Source organism: Pseudomonas sp. Root569 (assembly GCF_001427465.1).
GTDB classification, from domain to species: domain Bacteria; phylum Pseudomonadota; class Gammaproteobacteria; order Pseudomonadales; family Pseudomonadaceae; genus Aquipseudomonas; species Aquipseudomonas synxantha.
In genome coordinates, this window is the sequence record NZ_LMGQ01000023.1 from 81,966 (window position 1) to 102,649 (window position 20,684).

Below are 20,684 nucleotides of genomic sequence, written 5' to 3' on the forward strand. Positions count from 1 at the left end.
AACCGCAGGGAGCCTGAGATGAGCCTATTAGAAGAAAACCAAGCCACCGACCTTGAACAGATGGTCGGCCTCACCCGTCGTCGCTTTATCGGCGCAGGCGCCCTGTGCGGCGCGGCGATGTTCCTGGGTGGCAACCTGTTGAGCCGCAGCGCCCTGGCTGTGAACGCCGCCTCTGCCAGCCCGTTGCTGGGCTTCACCAGCATCGCCGCCGCCACCAGCGACACCATCACCCTGCCCCCTGGCTACAGCGCTTCGGTGCTGATCAGTTGGGGCCAGCCATTGCGCAAGAACGCGCCGGCTTTCGACCCGTCCGGCAATGGTACGGCCAAGGCGCAGGAACAACAGTTCGGCGACCACAACGACGGCATGAGCCTGTTTCCCTTCCCGGGCGACAACAACCGCGCGCTGATGGCGATCAACAACGAGTACACCAACTACCGCTACCTCTTCGCCCACGGCGGTGCACCGCAGTCGGCTGAAGACGTACGCAAGGCCCTGGCCAGCGAAGGCGTGTCGGTCATCGAAGTGCGGCGCAAGGGCGACACCTGGCAGTTCGTTCAGGACTCTCGCTACAACCGGCGCATCCACGGCAATTCACCGATCCGCTTGAGCGGCCCCGCCGCCGGCCATGATTGGCTGAAAACCCGCGCCGACAAAAGCGGCAAAAAAGTCCTCGGCACGTTCCAGAACTGCGCCAACGGCAAGACCCCATGGGGCACCTACCTGACCTGCGAAGAAAACTTCACCGACTGTTTCGGCAGCAACAACCCGCAGCAGGCTTTCGACGCCGGGCAGAAGCGCTACGGTGTGGTAGCCGCCAGCAAAGACATCAACTGGCACCCGCACGACCCACGTTTCGACATGGCCAAGAACCCCAATGAACTCAATCGTCATGGCTGGGTGGTGGAAATCGACCCATTCGATCCGCAATCCACTCCGGTCAAGCGCACGGCGCTGGGTCGCTTCAAGCACGAAAACGCCGCCCTCGCCGAGACCCGCGACGGCCGCGCCGTGGTGTACATGGGCGACGATGAGCGCGGTGAGTTCATCTACAAATTCGTCAGCCGCGATCAGATCAACCACGACAATCCGAAAGCCAATAAAGACCTGCTCGACCACGGCACCTTGTACGTGGCCATCTTCGACGCGGGCGACGGCGATGCCGATCATCCCAAAGGCAAAGGTCAATGGGTTGAACTCACCCATGGCAAAAACGGCATCGACGCCAGCAGCGGTTTCGCCAACCAGGCCGAGGTGCTGATCCATGCGCGCCTGGCCGCCAGCGTAGTGAAAGCCACGCGCATGGACCGCCCGGAATGGATCGTGGTCAGCCCCACCGACGGCCAGGTCTATTGCACCCTGACCAACAACGCCAAACGCGGCGAAGACGGCCAGCCGGTGGGCGGGCCCAACCCACGGGAGAAGAACGTCTACGGCCAGATCCTGCGCTGGAAGGCCAACGCCGATAACCACGGTGCCACGGACTTCACCTGGGACTTGTTCGTGGTAGCCGGCAACCCGGGCGTGCACGCCGGTACGCCGAAGGGCGGTTCATCCAATATCAGCCCTCAGAACATGTTCAATAGCCCCGACGGCCTGGGTTTCGACAAAGCGGGGCGCCTGTGGATCCTGACCGATGGCGACTACAGCAACGCCGGCGACTTTGCCGGCATGGGCAATAACCAAATGCTGTGTGCCGACCCGAGCACCGGTGAAATCCGCCGTTTCATGGTTGGGCCGGTGGCGTGTGAGGTGACAGGAATCAGCTTTGCGCCGGATCAGAAAACCTTGTTTGTGGGGATTCAGCATCCGGGGGAAACCGGTGGTTCGACCTGGCCGGAGCATTTGCCCAATGGCAAGCCGCGTTCGTCGGTAGTGGCGATTCGGCGGGATGATGGTGGGGTTGTCGGCGCCTGACAGAGCCTCATCGTGGGCAAGCCCCCTCCCACAATTGCGAATTGCGAATACATTCAAGTGTGGGAGGGGGCTTGCCTCCGATTGCAATAGCACAGCCACCACCTATCCCAGCCCCGGTGCGTTACCATACCCGGCCCGACGCGGCGCCCTGCTGCGCGCAGGAGTTCGCATGGCCCACCCGTTTGAAACCCTCACCCCTGACCTGGTCCTCGACGCCGTTGAAAGCATCGGTTTCCTCAGCGACGCACGCGTATTGGCACTCAACAGCTACGAAAACCGCGTGTACCAAGTGGGTATCGAAGACGCCGAGCCGCTGATCGCCAAATTCTACCGGCCCCAGCGCTGGACCAACGAGGCGATCCTCGAAGAACACCGCTTTACCTTCGAACTGGCCGAATGCGAAGTACCGGTAGTAGCGCCGCTGATTCACAACGGCGAAAGCCTGTTCGAACACGCAGGTTTCCGCTTCACCCTGTTCCCGCGCCGTGGCGGCCGGGCGCCTGAGCCAGGCAATCTTGATCAGCTCTATCGCCTCGGGCAATTGCTGGGCCGTTTGCACGCAGTGGGTTCCACCCGCCCGTTCGAACACCGTGAAGCTCTGGGTGTGAAGAACTTCGGTCACGACTCCCTCAACACCTTGCTTGAAGGCAACTTCATTCCCAAGAGCCTGCTGCCGGCCTACGAGTCCGTGGCCCGTGACCTGCTCAAGCGCGTGGAAGAGGTGTACAAGACCACGCCGCACAAGAACATCCGCATGCACGGCGATTGCCACCCGGGCAACATGATGTGCCGCGACGAGATGTTCCATATCGTCGACCTCGACGACTGCCGCATGGGCCCGGCGGTGCAAGACCTGTGGATGATGCTCGCCGGCGACCGCCAGGAATGCCTGGGCCAGCTGTCGGAACTGATGGATGGCTACCAGGAATTCCACGACTTCGACCCGCGCGAGCTGGCCCTGATCGAACCTCTGCGCGCCCTGCGCCTGATGCACTACAGCGCCTGGCTGGCACGCCGCTGGGATGACCCGGCGTTCCCCCACAGCTTCCCGTGGTTCGGCAGCGAGCGGTATTGGGGCGACCAGGTGCTGGCGTTGCGTGAGCAGTTGTCGGCGCTCAACGAAGAACCGCTGAAACTCTTCTAACCGCTTTTGCTTTTAATGTGGGAGGGGGCTTGCTCCCTCCCACATAAAGCGAAGCGGGTCCCACTGCTGCACAAATATCCTTACAATCGCGCTTTGTTAGCTGCCTAAGCAAGGATTCTGCAATGCAAGCCGCCAACCCTCGCAAAGGGTACATCCTGGGCCTGAGCGCCTACGTCATCTGGGGCCTGTTCCCGCTTTACTTCAAAGCCATCGCCAGCGTCCCCGCTGCCGAGATCATCGTGCACCGCGTGTTGTGGTCGGCGCTGTTCGGCGGTTTGCTGCTGATGGTGTGGAAACATCCCGGCTGGTTCCGCGAGTTGCGCGACAACCCCAAGCGCCTGGCGATCCTGGCCCTCAGCGGTTCGTTGATTGCGGCTAACTGGCTGACCTACGTATGGTCGGTGAACAGCGGGCGTATGCTCGAGGCCAGCCTGGGTTACTACATCAACCCGCTGGTGAATGTACTGCTGGGCATGCTGATCCTTGGTGAACGCCTTCGGCGCCTGCAATGGATAGCGGTGGGCCTGGCAGCGGTGGGCGTGGCGCAGCAGGTCTGGCAGGTCGGCAGCTTGCCGTGGGTGTCGCTGGTGCTGGCGTTGACCTTCGGTTTCTATGGCCTGATTCGAAAGCAAGCGCCGGTCAAGGCACTGCCGGGGCTGGTGGTGGAGACCTGGATGCTGGTGCCAATTGCCGTGGCCTGGCTGCTGTTCAACCCGTCGGCCCACAGTGCGCAACTGGAATTCTGGAGTACCTCCGAAGCCTGGTGGCTGGTGGCCGCAGGCCCGGTCACGTTGATCCCACTGGTGTGCTTCAACGCCGCCGCTCGGCATTTGCCCTACACCGCACTGGGCTTTTTACAATACGTCGCGCCGACCCTGGTGCTGCTGGAAGCCGTATTGCTGTTCGGCGAACACTTGGCGCCGGCCACACTGATGGCATTCGCCTTTATCTGGGCCGGCCTGGTGGTGTACAGCCTGGATGCCTGGCTGAGCGTGCGCAAACGCTGATCAAATAACGTACAAATCTCTGCAAGCCACGGTTTTCGTGGCTTGCAGCGTTCCACCCCAAGGTTATCCACAACCTGATCCCCGCCATGTGTGCACAAGTCATTGAAACTGCTCGTTTTTTGCTCAACTGACGGAGAAGCAAGGCCGGCGTGGGCTGGCGCCGGGTCTCTACAGGTTATCCACAGGCCCATGCAAGATTTCCATGCATAACCCTGTGGGTCGTTACTCCTCTTGACGCAACTCCACCATCAAGTCATCGGCCAAGGTTTCCAGCGACGCTTGCAAGGACTCCAACGACAGGCTCGCTGGCACCTGCAACAACGCCTCGGCGTTAAACAGCGGATCACCGCTCATGGGTGCCGGGCGCACATCGGTACTCAGGCGTTCCAGATTGACGCCCTGCTGGCTCAACAGCGCGGTGATCTCGCGCACGATGCCCGAGCGGTCATTGCCCACCAGCGTCATCACAATCGACTTGGACATCGACGCTTGCCCGGTGCTGCCCTCGCCCACCAGCGCACGTATGCCATGCGTGGATAAATCCTCCAACGCGCCCACCAACGCTTGACGCTGCTCGGCCGGCACGCTGACCCGCAGGATCCCGGCAAACTGCCCCGCCATATGAGCCATGCGGCTTTCCAGCCAGTTACCGCCGTGGGCGGCAATGGTCTGGGCGATGCGTTCCACCAGTCCGGGTTTGTCGGCAGCGATAATTGTGAGTACAAGATGGTCCATGGCAACGCCCTCTGGAATTCAATCTACAAGGTGGACCCGGGAGCCCTCGAAAACAAATCGTGTACCATTTTTATATTTATCTGGAACAATCCAATAGTTTTTTGAGAACATCTGGTTCTCCGCTGTGACCGTACGACCAAAGTGGGTCGCTAAACGACGTATTTAGTCTAATTTTCACAACCGCAAGTCATCATGTAGTATGCGCAACCGTGCACTACATAATGAAAATCTGAAAAAGCGCATAAGCTCCGCAGAGTGAGGCAAGCAATGACTGAACACGTTCAAGTCGGTGGCCTGCAGGTCGCCAAAGTCCTGTTCGACTTCGTGAACAACGAAGCCATTCCCGGTACCGGCATCACTGCCGACCAGTTCTGGGCCGGTGCCGACAAGGTTATCCACGACCTGGCACCGAAGAACAAAGCCCTACTCGCCAAACGCGACGATTTCCAGGCGCGGATCGATACCTGGCACCAGACCCACGCGGGCCAGGCGCATGACCCGGTGGCCTACAAAGCCTTCCTGCAAGACATCGGATACCTGCTGCCAGAAGCCGCAGACTTCCAGGCCTCGACCCAAAACGTCGACGACGAAATCGCGCACATGGCCGGCCCCCAGCTGGTAGTGCCGGTGATGAATGCCCGCTTCGCCCTGAACGCTTCGAATGCGCGCTGGGGTTCGCTGTACGACGCCTTGTATGGCACCGACGCCATCAGCGAAGCCGATGGCGCAGAGAAGGGCAAGAGCTACAACAAAGTGCGTGGCGACAAGGTCATCGCCTTCGCCCGTGCGTTCCTCGACGAAGCCGCGCCGCTCAGCGCCGGCAGCCACGTTGACTCCACCGGCTACAAGATCGTCGATGGCAAGCTGATCGTCAGCCTCAAGGGCGGCAGTAACAGCGGCCTGCGCGACGATGCGCAATTGATCGGCTTCCAGGGCCCGGCGGCCGAGCCGATTGCGATCCTGCTCAAGCACAACGGCCTGCACTTCGAGATCCAGATCGACGCCAGCACCCCAGTCGGCCAGACCGACGCGGCCGGCGTCAAAGACGTGCTGATGGAAGCCGCGCTGACCACCATCATGGACTGCGAAGACTCCGTCGCCGCCGTGGATGCCGATGACAAGGTGGTGATCTACCGCAACTGGCTCGGCCTGATGAAGGGCGACCTGGCCGAAGAAGTCGCCAAGGGCGGCAAGACCTTCACCCGCACCATGAACCCTGATCGCGTGTACACCGGGGTGGATGGCCAGGACGTGACCCTGCACGGCCGTTCGCTGCTGTTCGTGCGCAACGTTGGCCACTTGATGACCATCGACGCGATCCTCGACAAAGACGGCCACGAAGTGCCGGAAGGCATTCTCGACGGCCTGCTCACCAGCCTGGCGGCGATCCACAGCCTCAATGGCAACAACACGCGCAAGAACAGCCGTACCGGCTCGGTGTACATCGTCAAGCCGAAGATGCACGGCCCGGAAGAAGCCGCGTTCACCAACGAGCTGTTCGGTCGCATCGAAGACGTGCTGAACCTGCCACGCAACACCCTCAAAGTCGGGATCATGGACGAGGAGCGCCGCACCACGGTCAACCTCAAGGCCTGCATCAAGGCGGCCAGCGAGCGCGTGGTGTTTATCAACACCGGCTTCCTCGACCGCACTGGCGATGAAATCCACACCTCCATGGAAGCCGGCGCGATGGTGCGCAAGGCAGCCATGAAGGCAGAGAAGTGGATCGGCGCCTATGAGAACTGGAACGTCGATATCGGCTTGAGCACTGGCCTGCAAGGTCGTGCACAGATCGGTAAAGGCATGTGGGCGATGCCAGACCTGATGGCCGCGATGCTCGAGCAGAAAATCGCCCACCCACTGGCCGGCGCCAACACCGCCTGGGTGCCGTCGCCAACCGCCGCGGCGCTGCATGCGCTGCACTATCACAAGGTCGATGTGTTCGCCCGTCAGGCCGAACTGGCCAAGCGCGAGCGCGCCTCGGTGGACGACATCCTCACCATTCCCCTGGCCAGCAACACCGATTGGTCTGACGACGAGATCCGCAACGAACTGGACAACAATGCCCAGGGCATCCTTGGTTATGTGGTCCGTTGGATCGACCAGGGCGTCGGCTGTTCGAAAGTGCCGGACATCAACGACATCGGCCTGATGGAAGACCGTGCCACCCTGCGTATCTCCAGCCAGCACATCGCCAACTGGTTGCGTCACGGCATTGTCAATGAAGCCCAGGTGATGGAAAGCCTCAAGCGCATGGCGCCGGTGGTGGACCGCCAGAATGCCGGGGACGCGTTGTACCGCCCACTGGCTCCGGATTTCGACAGCAACATCGCGTTCCAGGCGGCGGTGGAGTTGGTGATTGAAGGGACCAAGCAGCCTAATGGCTATACCGAGCCGGTGTTGCACCGCAGGCGTCGGGAGTTCAAGGCTAAAAACGGCCTGTAAATGAAAAAGCCCTGATCGAGAGATCGGGGCTTTTTAGTTGGGTTGAGGGTGACCGAACTGGCGCTATCGGGGGCAAGCCCCCTCCCACATTTTGAACTGCGCAGACTTTTAGACTGTGGGAGGAGGCTTGCTCCCGGTGACGCCATCACAGCATCACCAAAATCAGGAAGCCATCCCCAACTCCCGCTTGACCAACTTCGCCAACTTCACGCTATCAATCGGCTTGAGCAAGAAATCCACCACGCTCAAATGCATCGCATCGATCACATCCGGCGCCTCCGCGTCCCCTGACATGATGATGATCGGCAGCGCCGCACGCGTCGACTCACGCACCTGGCGAATCAACTCCAGGCCATTGCTGGGCTGCATGCGCAGGTCAGTGATCAGCAAACCGATGGAGCTGCTGGACTTCAACAAATCCCACGCCTTCTCACCACTGTCGGCGGTCATGCAGCGAATACCGTCCAGGCCCAGGATCTCCGCCAGCAGTTCACGCGCATCCTTGTCGTCGTCCACGATCAACACGCGTTGTGGCGGTAAATCAGGCTCCAGCATCACGGCGCTCAGCGCCTCGCGCTCGGCATCACTCAAAATATCGTGGTCGGTCATACGTTTCTCAGCGGTTCTAATCAATCTCCCAGCACTCGTCAGACATCTGCGGAGGGGCGAACAATGTGCACTTCGTCGGAAAGTTTGCCTAGTGGGCGTTCTACGGGGTTCGGACGATAGTCATGTAAGGTTTTTCCCTAGTTTTGCGCGGTTCTCATCAACCTAGACTTACGTCCAATGGGCACCTGCCGTGCAGGAGTCGACCATGCAGCACGATAACGACAAAAAACTGCGATCACTGTTATGAGTAAAGCTGATGCATTCGCACAGGCAGGAAAAACTGCCGTTTTGCAGAACATCCACGGCACCCTGCAATTCCTGCAACGCTTCCCGCCATTCAACCAGATGGAGCAGGCGCACCTGGCGTTTCTGGTGGAGCAGTGCCAACTGCGCTTCTACGGACCCGGCGACAGCATCCTCAAGCCCTCTAGTGGCCCGGTCGAGCACTTTTATATCGTCAAGCAGGGCCGCGTCGTCGGCGAACGACCGGACTGCGCCGATACCACCTTCGAAATCACCACCGGCGAGTGCTTCCCCCTCGCCGCGCTGCTGGGCGAACGTGCTACTCGCACTGAACATAAAGCCGCCGAAGACACCTTTTGCCTGCAACTGAACAAGCCCGCGTTTATCAAGCTGTTCGCCCTTTCCAGCGCGTTTCGAGATTTCGCCTTGCGTGGGGTCAGCAGCCTGCTCGACCAGGTCAACCAGCAGGTAAAACAAAAAGCCGTGGAAACCCTCGGCACCCAATACTCGCTGAACACTCGATTGGGCGAATTGGCCATGCGCCACCCGGTCACCTGCAGCCCGCACACGCCGCTGTGTGAAGCGGTGACCTTGATGCACGAACAGCAGGTCGGCAGCATTGTGATCGTCGACCCGCACAAGGCGCCCCTGGGCATTTTTACCCTGCGTGATCTGCGCCAGGTGGTGGCCGATGGCACCAGCGATTTCAGCCAGGGCATTGAAGCTCATATGACCCAGGGGCCGTTTTCCTTGAGCCCGGACCACAGCGCTTTCGACGCGGCCATCGCCATGACCGAACGGCATATCGCCCACGTGTGCCTGGTCAAAGACCAGCGCCTATGTGGCGTGGTATCCGAGCGTGACCTGTTCTCCTTGCAACGTGTGGACCTTGTGCACCTGGCCCGCACCATCCGCAACGCGCCCAGGGTGGAAAACCTGGTGGCGATTCGCGGTGAAATCGGCCAGTTGGTGGAGCGCATGCTCGCCCATGGCGCGTCGTCCACCCAGATCACTCACATCATTACGCTGCTCAACGACCATACCGTGTGCCGCGTGATCGAATTGACCCTCGCGGAAAAAGGCGACCCGGGTGTGCCGTTCAGTTGGTTGTGTTTCGGCAGCGAAGGTCGCCGCGAGCAAACGCTGTATACCGACCAGGACAACGGCATCCTGTTCGAGGCCAAGGACGCTGTCGAAGCTGCCGAAATCCGTGGCCGCTTGCTGCCCCTGGCGCAGCACATCAACCAGAGCCTGGCGCTGTGCGGCTTCAGCCTGTGCAAGGGCAATATCATGGCCGGCAACCCCGAGCTGTGTTTGTCGCGAGTGGAGTGGGCGCGGCGCTTCGGCGCGTTTATCCGTGAGGCAACACCGGAAAACCTGCTGGGCTCGAGCATCTATTTTGATTTGCGCGCGGTGTGGGGCGATGAGCGCGGCTGCGAGCAACTGCGCCAGGGCATTCTCGATCAGGTGGCGGATAACCGCTTGTTCCAGCGCATGTTGGCCGAAAACGCGCTGCGCCAGCGCCCGCCGGTAGGGCGTTTGCGCGAGTTCGTGCTGACGCGCAAAGGCGGCGAGAAGGCTACCCTGGATCTCAAGGTGCAGGGCCTTACCCCCTTCGTAGACGGTGCGCGCTTGCTGGCCCTGGCCAATGGCATCCATGCCAACAACACCCTGGAACGCCTGCGCCAGTTGGTGGCCAAGCAAGTGATCGAACCGCTGGATGGTGCCGCCTATGAAGAGGCCTATCACTTTATCCAGCAGACCCGTATGCAGCAGCACCAATTGCAGACCCGTGAAAACCTGCCCTATTCCAACCGCGTCGACCCCGACAGCCTCAACCATCTGGACCGGCGCATCCTGCGTGAAGCCCTGCGCCAGGCCCAGCGCCTGCAAAGCAGCCTGACCTTGCGGTATCAACTGTGAGCCTGTTCAGTTGGTGGCATAAGAAAAAACCTGGCCTGGATGCGACGCAGCAGCAGCGCCTGGCGCAATTGCCCAAGCCTCGCGCCTTGGGCGACGGCTCGTTGCGCAGCCAGCGCTGGGTGGTGGTGGACCTGGAGACCAGCGGCCTGAACCTTAACCGTGACCAGGTACTGTCCATCGGCGCCGTGGTCATCGAGGATGGTGCAGTGGATTTTTCCCAACTGTTTGAACGCACCCTGCAACGCACCGACACCAAACTCAGCCCCAGCGTGTTGATCCACGGGCTCGGCCCCAGCGCGATCGCTGCCGGCAGCGACCCGGCCGAAGCGCTGCTGGATTTCATGACGTTTGTTGGCGACAGCCCGCTACTGGCCTTCCACGCGCCCTTCGATCAACACATGCTGGGCCGGGCGCTCAAGGACAGCCTGGATTATCGACTGGCCCATCCCGTTCTGGATGTAGCCGACCTGGCTCCTCTGTTGTGCCCGGACGTCACGCTGCGCGAAGCCGGCCTGGACGACTGGCTCAACCACTTCAAGCTTCAGGCAGGCGAACGCCATCACGCCAGCGCCGACGCACTGGCTACAGCGGAGCTGATGCTGATCCTGTTCAGCCGTGCCCGGCAGCAGCAGATCGACACGCCCCATGCCCTGCAAGAGCGTTTGGCCCAATGGAAACGCCGTCAACAAGCGCCATCCTTTTAATGGCATCCCGACAGACGCCAATTGCACCCACCTCACGCCTCTGACACAATCGCGAATAATTCTCGTTAGTTAAAGCCCCTTATTTATTCGGTGATGCCGTGTCGTCGGTTCAGACCCCACACAGTGAGCTTGTTGGCGCGTTGTATCGCGACCATCGCGGCTGGCTGCTGGCCTGGCTGCGGCGCAATGTGGCATGTCCAAGCCGCGCCGAAGACCTGAGCCAGGACACCTTCATGCGCCTGCTGGGCCGGGATGAGCTGCGCGAACCCCGCGAACCCCGCGCGTTCCTGGTGGCGATTGCCAAGGGCTTGCTGTTCGACTACTTCCGCCGCGCCGCCCTGGAACAGGCCTACCTCACCGAATTGATGCTGATCCCGGAAAGCGAACACCCTTCGCCGCAAGAGCAGCACCTGATCCTCGAAGACCTCAAGGCCATCGACCGTCTGCTCGGCAGGCTGTCGAGCAAGGCTCGCGCCGCTTTCCTCTATAACCGCCTCGACGGCCTGGGCCATGCAGAAATCGCCCGGCGTCTCGGTGTGTCGGTGCCCCGCGTGCGCCAGTACATTGCCCAGGGCATTCGGCAGTGCTACATCGCGCTGTACGGCGAGCCGTCGTGACCGCCGTCAGTGCCAAACCGGTGTCAGCGCGGGTGCTGGATGCCGCGATTGCCTGGCAACTGTCCCTCGACTCGGGCGACGGCAGCGCGGTGGAACAGGAAGAATTCGCCAAATGGCTGGCCAGCGATGAAGAGCATGCCCGCGCCTGGCGCCAACTGGGCATGCTCGACCAACGTTTCAGCGTGGCCTCGGGCCCGGCGCGGGCGGCGTTGCTGCAATCGCGCCAAGGCATTCGCCAACGCGTGCGCAAGCTGGGCCGTGGCCTGGCGAGCATCGTGCTGGTGTGCGGCCTGGCGCTGTTTGCCGGCGAGCGGTACGTGCCGATCCACTATTGGCTGGCCGACCAGCGCACCGCCACCGGCGAGCAACGCACACTGAAACTGGCAGACGGCACGCAGATCAACCTCAACACCCATAGCGCCATTGATGTGCGCTTCGATGAAAAACGCCGGTTGATTGTGTTGCAGGAAGGCGAAATCCTCGTCGAAACCGGCCACGACGATGCACGGCCTTTCTATGTGCAAACCCGCGACGGCAGTCTGCGAGCGTTGGGCACGCGGTTTATCGTCAAGCGCGAAGACGAGGCCACGCGCCTGAGCGTATTGCAGTCTGCGGTGGCTGCCCAACCTGAGGCGCTGCATCAGGAACAGGTGTTCAAGGCCGGTCAGCAGGTGTTGATGCGCAGCGACGGCCTGGGGCCGACACTGGCTGTCACCCCGGCCTCCGATGCCTGGACCCGTGGCATGCTGGTGGTCGACAACGCCCGCCTGGGGGATGTGGTCAATGAACTGAGTCGCTACCGCGCCGGCTACCTGGGTGTGGATAACGACGTGGCCGAGCTGCGTATCACCGGCAGCTTCCCATTGCACGACACCACCCTGGCGTTGAACGCGCTGCTGCCGACCTTGCCCGTGCAGATCGAGCAGCACACGCCGTGGTGGGTGACCGTAGCTGCCAAGCCTTAGATTCTGTGGTGACCGGGCAATCGCCATCGGGAGCAAGCCCCCTCCCACATTGGACGGTATTCACATATCCAAAATGTGGGAGGGGCTTGCTCCCGATGAGGCCCTGAAACACACCGCCAAAAAAATAGTTTCACCCGGCCCTATCACTTTCCGCTTCTCGTTCGGCACCTAGGCAATTGAGAAATATTTCCATTCAGGAGCCGCCTTATGTCCCGCACGCTAGACACCCTGTTGCGCCCCAGCCTGTTAGCCCTGGCCATCGCCCTCGGCACCCCGCTGACCAGCACCGCACTGGCCGCTGCTGAACAAGCCTCCAGCACGCGTGCCTACAACCTGCCGGCCGCGCCATTGGCCGCCACCCTGAACCAGATCGCCAGCCAGGCCGGCCTGGCACTGACCCTCAGCCCGACACTCGCCGCCGGCAAGACCTCGGCCCCGGTCAAGGGCCAGTTCGATGCGCAGAGCGCGTTGCGTGAAGCGTTGCGCGGTACTGGCTTGCAGTTGGAACAAAGCAGTGCGGGCACTTACACCTTGGTGCCGGTTCCGGAAGGCGTCGTCGCCTTGCCGACTACCAATATCACCGGCCAGGGCAGCTATGAGAGCGCTTGGGGGCCGGTGGAAGGTTATGTCGCTACTCGCACAGCAGCGGGCACAAAGACTGATACCCCTATCGCCGAGCTGCCCCGTTCCGTCACGGTCATTACCCGCCAGCAAATGGAAGACCGCTCCGTTCTCAACCTCAACGACGCCCTTCGCTACACCGCAGGCGTACAGAGCAGTGGCTATGGCTCCGACTCGCGCAGTGACTGGTTGTTGGTACGCGGTTTTGTCCCGACCCAATTCCTCGATGGCCTGCCATTGCCCAAAGGTAACTACGCAACGCCAAAAATCGACACTTGGAATCTGGAACGCATCGCGGTGCTGCGAGGCCCGGCGTCGTCGGTCTACGGGCAAACGCCACCCGGCGGCCTGCTGGATATGGTCAGCCGCCGCCCCCAGGCCGAAAGCTCAAACGAAATTGAAGTGCAGGCCGGCAGCAATAACCACAAGCAGTTCAACTTCGATAGCACCGGCAAAATCGACGACGAAGGCCAGTTCCTCTACCGAATCAGCGGCGTGGTGCGCGACAGTAATACCGCGGTGGACCACATCCCCGATAAGCGATACAACGTTGCCCCCAGCCTCACGTGGAATATCAACGACGACACCAAGCTGACGTTACTCACCCAGTTCACCCGCGATGATACCGGTATCACCGGTCAGTTCCTGCCATTGCAGGGCACCAAATTGAGTTCGCCAGCCGGCAAGATTTCCCATCATAAGAACCTGGGCGATCCAGACTGGGAATTCTATGACCGCACTTACTACGCACTGGGCTATGCATTTGAAACGCGCCTGAACGACACTTGGCAGTTCCACCAAAACCTGCGCTATACCAAGAACGACTTGTCGTTCCAGGGCCTGACCGCCGGTGGTGCGTTCTTCCCCAATGGCCCGGAAACCGCAGTTGACGCTGACGGCAACGTGCGTCGTTCAGCCGGCAAGGTCGATGAGGACATCAGTCAGTTCGCGGTCGACAATAACTTGCAGGCCGACTTCAACACTGGCGCCGTGAACCACACACTGCTGCTAGGCCTGGACCATCAGCGCTCCACCAGCAATGCGCGCTGGGACTGGGGTTCGACCGGCGTGCCAACCATCAATTTCAACCGCCCGGTGTATGGACAGGACTTCTCCAATGTCCAGTACTTCACCATGTATGACTACACCCAGAAGACCCAACAGACCGGCCTATATGTCCAAGACCAGATGGCACTGAACAACTGGCGACTGACGCTTGGCGGACGGGAAGACTGGGTACACACCGGCACGACTTTCCATAACCTGAGCGACGTCACCAACACACAACGCGACAAGCATTTCAGCGCAAATGCCGCGCTGAGCTATGTGTTCGATAACGGCATCACACCGTACCTGTCCTATGCCGAATCGTTCCAAGCGGGTACCGGTACACAGGTGGCCAGCACCGGGGCTTTCAAGCCGACTGAAGGCAAACAGTACGAAGCAGGGATCAAGTACCAGCCACCGGGCACAAAGGCTTTGTTTACAGCGGCGGTATTTGACCTGACCCAAAAGAACTCCACGGTGACTGAGGGCAGCATCACGCGCCAGATCGGTGAAGTGCGCAATCGCGGTCTGGAATTGGAAGCCAGCGCCGACGTCACCGACAGCCTCAAACTGGTAGGCTCCTACACCTATAACGATAGCGAGATCACCAAGGGCGCGACCGGGGAAGAAGGCAATCGCATGAACCAGTTACCACGCAACCAGGCGACAGGATGGGCCGATTATACGTGGCGCAGTGGGTTACTGGACGGCTTCGGCGTAGGTGCAGGCGTGCGCTACGTTGGCGATACCTACGGCAACGCCGCCAACACCGAACTCGGCCATGTAGGTTCCTACACTGTCTACGACGCCTCGGTGCACTACGACCTAGGCCGTGTGAACAGCGCCATGAAGGGTGTCACAGTGGCCGTGGACGCTAAGAACATCTTCAACAAGGACTACCTGTCCACCTGCGACGGTTTCTATTGCTACTACGGTGACCAGCGCAACGTGGTTGCCAGCGTGAACTACAAATTCTAAGACGGTGAAAAACCGCTTATGAAGGGCCGCCTGAACTGCGGCCCTTTTGCCTTGGAGCCGTGATGAAAAGCAAAACCATCCGCCGCTGGTCCTTCATCCACACCTGGACCAGCCTGATCTGCACCGTATTCCTGCTGCTGCTCGCCCTCACTGGCCTGCCGCTGGTGTTCCACCATGAGATCGACCATCTGCTGGGCAACGAGCCTGAGCTGGCGCAGATGCCCGCCAATACACCGCAGCTCAACCTTGAGCAGTTGGTGACTAAAGCCCAGGCCCATCGCCCCGGCGAGGCTTTGCAATACCTGGCTTGGGATGAGGACGACAAGAACGGTGTGATCGCAATCATGGCCGCCACAGCGGGCACTGAGCCGAACGCATCCCATACTTTCATGCTCGACGCCCGCACCGGCGAGGCAATGGAAACACCATCGGCGAACGGCGGGCTGACCCTGTTCCTGCTGCGCCTGCATGTGGATATGTTCGCCGGCCTGCCGGGCAAGTTGCTGCTGGCATTCATGGGTATTCTGTTTGTGCTGGCGATTATTTCGGGCACGGTGTTGTACCTGCCGTTCATGCGCCGCTTGAAATTCACCACCGTGCGCCAGAACAAGTCCACCCGCCTGCGCTGGCTCGACCTGCACAACCTGATCGGCGTAGTCACCCTGACCTGGGCGCTGGTCGTGGGCGTGACAGGCGTGATCAGCGCCTGCGCCGACCTGCTCATCGCCGCCTGGCGCCAGGACAGCCTCAGCGCCCTGATCGAACCGTACAAAAACGCCGCGCCGCTGACCCATCGCGCACCAGCCACTGAGCTGCTGAGCATTGCTGCCAGGGCCGCGCCCGGAATGGAGCCCGACTTTATCGCCTTCCCCGGCACGCGTTTTTCCAGTGAACACCACTACGCCGTGTTCATGAAAGGCAGCACCCACCTAACTTCCCATCTGCTGACACCAGTGCTGATAGACGCCAGCACCCTGGCCGTTACCGCCATCGCCGAACGACCGTGGTACATGGACGCCATGGGCCTGTCCCAACCGTTGCACTTCGGTGATTACGGCGGCATGCCGATGAAGATCCTGTGGGCGGTCCTGGATGTGCTGACCATCGTCGTACTGGTGAGCGGGATTTACTTATGGATCGTGCGGCGCAAGGCGGCCAAGGTATGAAGCCGCGGCAGTCGAATTTCTGGAAGGTGTTTGGCATACCAATGGGGATTGGCCTGCTCAGCGCCGCGGGGTTGTTTGCGGCGCTGCTGGGGGATGGGATGTGGGATTCGTTGAGTTGGGTGGGGTTGGGCGTACCTGCTGCCATTGGCGCTTGGGCGTTGGGCAAGCGGCGCGGCTGAGGGCGCTATCGGGGGCAAGCCCCCTCCCACATTTGATTTGTGAACGCCGTCCACTGTGGGAGGGGGCTTGCTCCCGATTGCGGCGTGTCATTGGGCACATCTGTTTCTGAACCATCGCTATCGGGGGCAAGCCCCCTCCCACACTGAAAGGCGGCGTGATTGAGGAAGTTGACCATCCTGTTCTTCAGTTGCTGATCTTCGCGCAATCCGATCATTGCTACATCTCCACCTTGCGCTTGCCCACCCCATACCAATCCAGTTTGCGCGTCAGCACCATCACCGTACCCAGCAGGCCAAACAGCAACAGCGAGCCCATCAGCAGCGCGTAATCCTCGGCACTCAGCAGCCCGTACAGCAAGCCATACAATGCCGCTAGCCCCGCCGAGAACCCCAAGCCATGAGCAACGCTGCGCAGCACATGGCACACGTAGAAACCAATCAGCAATACGCAGGCACTGGCGGATATCAGGTACGCCAGGGCAAAGCCCACATGCTCGGACAACGACAACAGCAGCAGATAGAAGAACGCCAGCGCGACACCCACCAGCGCATACTGGACCGGGTGCACGGCCAGGCTCTTGAGCACTTCGAACAGGAAAAAGCCGGCAAAGGTCAGGGCGATAAACAGCAGCGCATACTTGATCGCGCGGTCGCTCTTGAGGTACTGGTCCACCGGGTCGATGAAGTTCACGCCAAAGCTGCGGTTGGTGAAGTCTTCACAGCCTTGCCCGTCCAGGCAGTTTTGCAGGGCCTGCTCAAGGTTGGTGGAGAAGAATGAAGTCTGCCAGTTGGCGCTGAAGCCCTGGTCGGTGACTGCCCGTTGAGCCGGCAGGAAGTTGCCGATAAAACTCGGGTGCGGCCAGTTGGACGCCAGCGAAACCTGGCTGGTCTTGCCCACCGGCACCACTTGCAGTTGTTCGGTGCCTTGCAGGCGCAGGTCGAAGGCGAACTCCAGTACCGCAGGTTGCTTGCCGTCCTGCTCCGGCAACGTCACATGCACGCCCTCGCCCAGCCAGTCCACTTGGGAGCCCGGCGAAAATTCCAGGTGCTGGTCACCCAGTTCCAGCTTCAGGGCGTTTTCAATCCCGCGAATATCGCTGATACCCACCGCCAGGAACGCCGGTTCAAAACGGTAATCGGCAAAGTTTTCGGTGATGCCCAACTGCGCAGGCAACTCGAAACGCCCGCTGATACGGTTGTCGGCGTGGAACAGCCGCGCCTGGTAAATGCCCCGTGCCCGCAGTTCGGTTTGCACCTTGCCGTCAAGTTCAAAGCGGTCCGGCAGGAAATACAAACGCCCGCGCTCTTCACGGGTTTCTTCATAGCGCTTGTTGAGCTTTTCATTGAGCTTCCATTCGCGCACGGTCTTGCGATACGGCACCACCATGACCGGCCCGGCCAGGCGCTGGGCGTAGCTGGAACTGCGGGCAATGTCCATCAAGACGCCGTCGCGCAGTTGCTGGCGGTCGCTGATGATGCCGTTGATCATCAGTAGTGGAATCAACAACAGCAGAATCAGCAGCGCAATCGCGCCAAGTTTGAAAAGCAGGCTGCGGTTCATGGGTCTCTCCCTGTTTGAATGGGAGAGAGTCTGGGGAATACGTGTGGGGGATTTATGTGGGTAATGTGGAGACTGTATGGAGATGCAGCACCGCTTGCACACCGCCAGGCACATTGCCGATCTGCAACGAGCCGCCGTGCAGCTTCATCACTTCTTCGACAAAGTTGAGGCCCAGCCCAGTGCTTTTGCGCCCACTGGCCGGGCGTGGCAGCGAGTAGAAGCGCTCGCTCAAACGCGGCAAGGCGTAGTCGGGAATGGCGTCGGCCTGATTGAACAGGCTGACTTGCACATCGTTATGCCGCACCTGCGCACTGAACCGCAGCGCACCACCGGGCGGGGTGAAATCCAGAGCGTTGTCCAGCAGATTGCCCAAGGCCTGGCGCAGCAGGAAGGGTTCGCCAAACACCTTCACGTCGGCGGCAATCGCCTGCTCGACGTGCAAGCCGGCGCCTTCGATCCGCGCACACTGGGCCTTGAGTACGTCCTCGACCAAGGCCGCCAGCGGGATGTTCGACTGTTCTTCCAGCCCCTGGCGTTGCTCCACCTGGGCCAGGTTGAGCAAGCGCTCGATCAACTGCTGCAGGCGTGCACTTTCGCTGTCGATGTTGCCGACAAAACGCTGCTGCTGTTCACGGCTCATATCGCCCTGCAACAGCTCCGCCGCGCCACGAATCGCCGCCAACGGGCTTTTCAGTTCATGGGTCAGGGTGTGCACGTACCGCTCGACGTAAGCCTTGCCCTCCAGCTGCGTGCGCATGTGCTCCACGGCGGTGGACAACTGCTTCAACTCGCCGCCTCGGTAATGGGGCAACTCGGCGCGCCGTCCTTCGCTGACCGCCTCGGCATAAGCCGTCAACCGCCGCAGCGCCACGCTCAACCACCATGACAACAAAGCCCCCAGCAGCAAGCCGAGCACCACCAGCCCGGCGCCGTACCACAGCAGGCGGCGTTCGGTGCGGTCGACATAGGGTTGCAATGAACTGTTGGGCTTGGCCACGGTGACCACGCCGATAATCTGGCCGTTATCGCGAATCGGCGCGCCCACGTGCATCACCGATGAGGCAGCGTCCTCCGCCGCACTGCGGGTGGAACGCGCACCGTATTCGCCGCGCAGAGTCAGGTACACGTCGTTCCATCTCGAATAGTCCTGGCCCACCGCTTCACCCGAGGAGTCGAGCAGCACCGTGCCCTTGGCATCGGTGACGTAGATGCGATGGTTGACCTGGTTTTTCGGCAGGCCCCAAATGGTCGCACCCGGCTGGCGACTGCCATAGGCCTTGAGCAGCGCCGGCCAATGACTCTGGCCGAGAGTGCCGTTCTTCACATCCTCGCGCAGGATTTCAGCCAGCAGGTTGGCGGTATCCACCAGGGTTTCTTCGGTGGACTGGCGCACGCCGGGGCGGATTTCCTTCATCACCGTATTGAGCACAAAGTAACCAGTCAGCCCGATAAACAGCGCATACACCAGGAAGATCCGCAGCCCCAGGCGCATCAGCCGTTGCTCGGGCTGTAGCTGTAGCCGAGGCCGCGGTGAGTCTGGATCGGCTCGGCGTCCGCCGCCACGCTGCGCAGTTTGCTGCGCAGGCTTTTGATGTGGCTGTCGATATTGCGTTCGTAACCCGCATCGGCCGGCACCCCCACCGCGTCCAGCAATTGTTCGCGGCTGAACACGCGCTCGGGTTGTTCCAGCAGGCTTTGCAGCAGGCGGAATTCATGGCGTGTGAGGCTCAAGGGGTGCCCGCGATAGTTGATCTGCATGCGCTCCAGGTCGACCTGGAACAGCGTCGGCGCCACGCCCGGGCCGACCCGCTTGAGGATCGCCCGGACCCGCGCCGCCACTTCCCGTGGGCTGAAGGGCTTGACCACATAATCGTCAGCACCGATTTCCAGCCCTACCACTCGATCGATCTCGGCATCGCGCGCGCTGAGGAACATCACCGGCACTTCGCTGAAGCGGCGCAATTGCTTGCAGGTTTCAAAGCCGGTTATGTCCGGCAGGCCGATGTCGAGGATGATCAGGTCGGCAGGGCTCTGGCGCTGATGCTCCAGCGCCGCCTGGCCGAGAGTCAGCCAGGTGGTGGTGAAGCCTTCGCCTTGCAGGGCAAAGATCAGCGTGTCGGCAATCGCCGCTTCGTCTTCGACAATCAGGATGTGCGGCATGGGTTCAATCAGCAGTCCGGTTTGTCGGCAGTGTAGCGACGTGCCGGGTTCACCGCCGCGCCAAATTCACGCAGGGCCTTGGCGCCGATCAGCAGCGGGTAATTGAAGCTGCTGCGGTCGGTGAGGTTGACCTCGACGGTGCGCTTGACGTTGCCCAGGCACATTTCCAGATCGACCACCGGGCGCTTGGCCACCGAGGGCTCGTCCTTGTCGTCGTCTTCGTCGGCACGGCTCTTGATCTTGCTGATACGCGACACCTTGTGCTCGTAGACCTTGTTGCCGGCGTCCTTGCCGCCAAGGCGGAAGCGCACCCAATCATCGCCGTCGCGGGTGAAGGTCTCGATGTCACGAGCCGACAGCGAAGCGGTCAACGCGCCGGTGTCCATCTTGGACTTGAAGGTTTCGCCGATCTCCGGCAACTGGATGTATTCGTAGCGACCGTAAAGGGTCGGTTCGGCGGCCATGACAGGCAGGGTGACAAGAGCGAGGGAGGCAAATAACAGTTTCACGAAGTGATTTCCTCGGAAAGAAGTAGGCGGATTCTAGACCGCAAAAGCGGCACTTAGTTAGTGACGGCCACCCTACACGGCACATTGTGAAACATTCGTCCGTTGATTTGCGATTTGGCCTCTAGACTCACCTTGCTTATCATGGCCCGCCCAC

At 60.9% G+C, this 20,684-nt stretch carries 17 protein-coding genes; 11 read left to right on the forward strand and 6 right to left on the reverse strand.

All coding sequences use genetic code 11. The features are described 5' to 3' along the window. Positions 1-18 precede the first annotated feature (18 nt). From ASD70_RS15935 to rarD, 3 genes are all read left to right on the forward strand, one after another. A complete protein-coding gene (locus tag ASD70_RS15935; protein ID WP_056846901.1) occupies positions 19-1,917 on the forward strand; it encodes a PhoX family protein in 1,899 nt (632 codons plus the stop codon). 169 nt (positions 1,918-2,086) lie between these two features. Beyond that, positions 2,087-3,061, forward strand: a complete 975-nt coding sequence (locus ASD70_RS15940) for a serine/threonine protein kinase (RefSeq protein ID WP_046069822.1) — start codon at positions 2,087-2,089, stop codon at positions 3,059-3,061. Between the two features lie 122 nt (positions 3,062-3,183). Continuing rightward, on the forward strand, positions 3,184-4,068 hold the full coding sequence (rarD, locus tag ASD70_RS15945) for an EamA family transporter RarD (RefSeq protein WP_046069823.1): 885 nt from the start codon (positions 3,184-3,186) through the stop codon (positions 4,066-4,068). A 222-nt stretch (positions 4,069-4,290) separates the two neighbouring features. On the opposite strand, the gene ASD70_RS15950 is transcribed toward rarD, so the two are convergent. Further along, positions 4,291-4,803 (reverse strand): glycine cleavage system protein R, encoded by a 513-nt coding sequence (locus ASD70_RS15950; protein ID WP_046069824.1) that lies wholly within the window; start codon positions 4,801-4,803, stop codon positions 4,291-4,293. A 267-nt stretch (positions 4,804-5,070) separates the two neighbouring features. Between ASD70_RS15950 and ASD70_RS15955 the strand changes: the two genes are divergently transcribed. Beyond that, positions 5,071-7,248: a malate synthase G gene (locus ASD70_RS15955; RefSeq protein WP_056846902.1), complete on the forward strand. Its 2,178-nt coding sequence runs from the start codon at positions 5,071-5,073 to the stop codon at positions 7,246-7,248. A gap of 162 nt (positions 7,249-7,410) precedes the next feature. Here the strand turns inward: ASD70_RS15955 and ASD70_RS15960 are convergent, their stop codons facing one another. After that, positions 7,411-7,857, reverse strand: a complete 447-nt coding sequence (locus ASD70_RS15960) for a response regulator (protein WP_046069826.1) — start codon at positions 7,855-7,857, stop codon at positions 7,411-7,413. Positions 7,858-8,100: 243 nt separating this feature from the next. On the opposite strand from ASD70_RS15960, the gene ASD70_RS15965 reads away from it, so the two are divergent. From ASD70_RS15965 to ASD70_RS15995, 7 genes are all read left to right on the forward strand, one after another. Further along, the gene (locus ASD70_RS15965) at positions 8,101-10,023 is read left to right on the forward strand and encodes a putative nucleotidyltransferase substrate binding domain-containing protein (protein ID WP_056846903.1); all 1,923 of its coding nucleotides are present in this window, start codon (positions 8,101-8,103) and stop codon (positions 10,021-10,023) included. Beyond that, positions 10,020-10,727 carry a 3'-5' exonuclease gene (locus tag ASD70_RS15970; RefSeq protein WP_056846904.1) on the forward strand — a complete coding sequence of 236 codons (708 nt, stop codon included), beginning with the start codon at positions 10,020-10,022 and terminating at the stop codon, positions 10,725-10,727. The genes ASD70_RS15965 and ASD70_RS15970 overlap by 4 nt, the downstream gene beginning before the upstream one ends. Before the next feature lie 98 nt (positions 10,728-10,825). Next, on the forward strand, positions 10,826-11,344 hold the full coding sequence (locus tag ASD70_RS15975) for an RNA polymerase sigma factor (protein WP_056846905.1): 519 nt from the start codon (positions 10,826-10,828) through the stop codon (positions 11,342-11,344). Then, entirely contained in the window at positions 11,341-12,309 is a 969-nt protein-coding gene (locus ASD70_RS15980; protein ID WP_056846906.1) for a FecR domain-containing protein, read from the forward strand. Before ASD70_RS15975 ends, ASD70_RS15980 begins: the two co-directional genes overlap by 4 nt. A gap of 207 nt (positions 12,310-12,516) precedes the next feature. Next, positions 12,517-14,955, forward strand: coding sequence for a TonB-dependent siderophore receptor (locus ASD70_RS15985; RefSeq protein WP_056846907.1), 2,439 nt, complete (start codon positions 12,517-12,519; stop codon positions 14,953-14,955). A gap of 62 nt (positions 14,956-15,017) precedes the next feature. Further along, complete coding sequence (locus tag ASD70_RS15990; RefSeq protein WP_056846908.1) at positions 15,018-16,121, forward strand: PepSY-associated TM helix domain-containing protein; 1,104 nt, start codon at positions 15,018-15,020, stop codon at positions 16,119-16,121. Then, positions 16,118-16,300 carry a hypothetical protein gene (locus tag ASD70_RS15995; protein WP_056846909.1) on the forward strand — a complete coding sequence of 61 codons (183 nt, stop codon included), beginning with the start codon at positions 16,118-16,120 and terminating at the stop codon, positions 16,298-16,300. The genes ASD70_RS15990 and ASD70_RS15995 overlap by 4 nt, the downstream gene beginning before the upstream one ends. A gap of 217 nt (positions 16,301-16,517) precedes the next feature. Here ASD70_RS15995 and creD read toward each other — a convergent pair whose 3' ends face one another. Genes creD through rloA2 form a run of 4 tightly spaced genes read right to left on the reverse strand, consistent with a single transcriptional unit; the run spans position 16,518 to position 20,530 of the window. Next, positions 16,518-17,861 (reverse strand): cell envelope integrity protein CreD, encoded by a 1,344-nt coding sequence (gene creD / locus ASD70_RS16005; RefSeq protein ID WP_056846911.1) that lies wholly within the window; start codon positions 17,859-17,861, stop codon positions 16,518-16,520. Between the two features lie 52 nt (positions 17,862-17,913). Beyond that, complete coding sequence (creC, locus tag ASD70_RS16010) at positions 17,914-19,353, reverse strand: two-component system sensor histidine kinase CreC (protein WP_056846912.1); 1,440 nt, start codon at positions 19,351-19,353, stop codon at positions 17,914-17,916. Then, positions 19,353-20,021, reverse strand: coding sequence for a two-component system response regulator CreB (gene creB, locus ASD70_RS16015; RefSeq protein ID WP_046069836.1), 669 nt, complete (start codon positions 20,019-20,021; stop codon positions 19,353-19,355). Before creB ends, creC begins: the two co-directional genes overlap by 1 nt. A gap of 8 nt (positions 20,022-20,029) precedes the next feature. Next, entirely contained in the window at positions 20,030-20,530 is a 501-nt protein-coding gene (gene rloA2, locus ASD70_RS16020) for a retropepsin-like aspartic peptidase RloA2 (protein WP_056846913.1), read from the reverse strand. Positions 20,531-20,684 lie beyond the last annotated feature (154 nt).

Excerpts from the sequence above, each read along its gene's own strand:
- ASD70_RS15940 (WP_046069822.1), top strand. The coding sequence starts at position 2,087 with ATGGCCCACCCGTTTGAAACCCTCACCCCTGACCTGGTCCTCGACGCC.
- creD (WP_056846911.1), bottom strand. The coding sequence starts at position 17,861 with ATGAACCGCAGCCTGCTTTTCAAACTTGGCGCGATTGCGCTGCTGATT.
- ASD70_RS15990 (WP_056846908.1), top strand. The coding sequence starts at position 15,018 with ATGAAAAGCAAAACCATCCGCCGCTGGTCCTTCATCCACACCTGGACC.
- ASD70_RS15955 (WP_056846902.1), top strand. The coding sequence starts at position 5,071 with ATGACTGAACACGTTCAAGTCGGTGGCCTGCAGGTCGCCAAAGTCCTG.
- rarD (WP_046069823.1), top strand. The coding sequence starts at position 3,184 with ATGCAAGCCGCCAACCCTCGCAAAGGGTACATCCTGGGCCTGAGCGCC.
- ASD70_RS15935 (WP_056846901.1), top strand. The coding sequence starts at position 19 with ATGAGCCTATTAGAAGAAAACCAAGCCACCGACCTTGAACAGATGGTC.
- ASD70_RS15965 (WP_056846903.1), top strand. The coding sequence starts at position 8,101 with ATGAGTAAAGCTGATGCATTCGCACAGGCAGGAAAAACTGCCGTTTTG.
- ASD70_RS15960 (WP_046069826.1), bottom strand. The coding sequence starts at position 7,857 with ATGACCGACCACGATATTTTGAGTGATGCCGAGCGCGAGGCGCTGAGC.
- ASD70_RS15950 (WP_046069824.1), bottom strand. The coding sequence starts at position 4,803 with ATGGACCATCTTGTACTCACAATTATCGCTGCCGACAAACCCGGACTG.
- creB (WP_046069836.1), bottom strand. The coding sequence starts at position 20,021 with ATGCCGCACATCCTGATTGTCGAAGACGAAGCGGCGATTGCCGACACG.
- ASD70_RS15985 (WP_056846907.1), top strand. The coding sequence starts at position 12,517 with ATGTCCCGCACGCTAGACACCCTGTTGCGCCCCAGCCTGTTAGCCCTG.
- creC (WP_056846912.1), bottom strand. The coding sequence starts at position 19,353 with ATGCGCCTGGGGCTGCGGATCTTCCTGGTGTATGCGCTGTTTATCGGG.
- ASD70_RS15995 (WP_056846909.1), top strand. The coding sequence starts at position 16,118 with ATGAAGCCGCGGCAGTCGAATTTCTGGAAGGTGTTTGGCATACCAATG.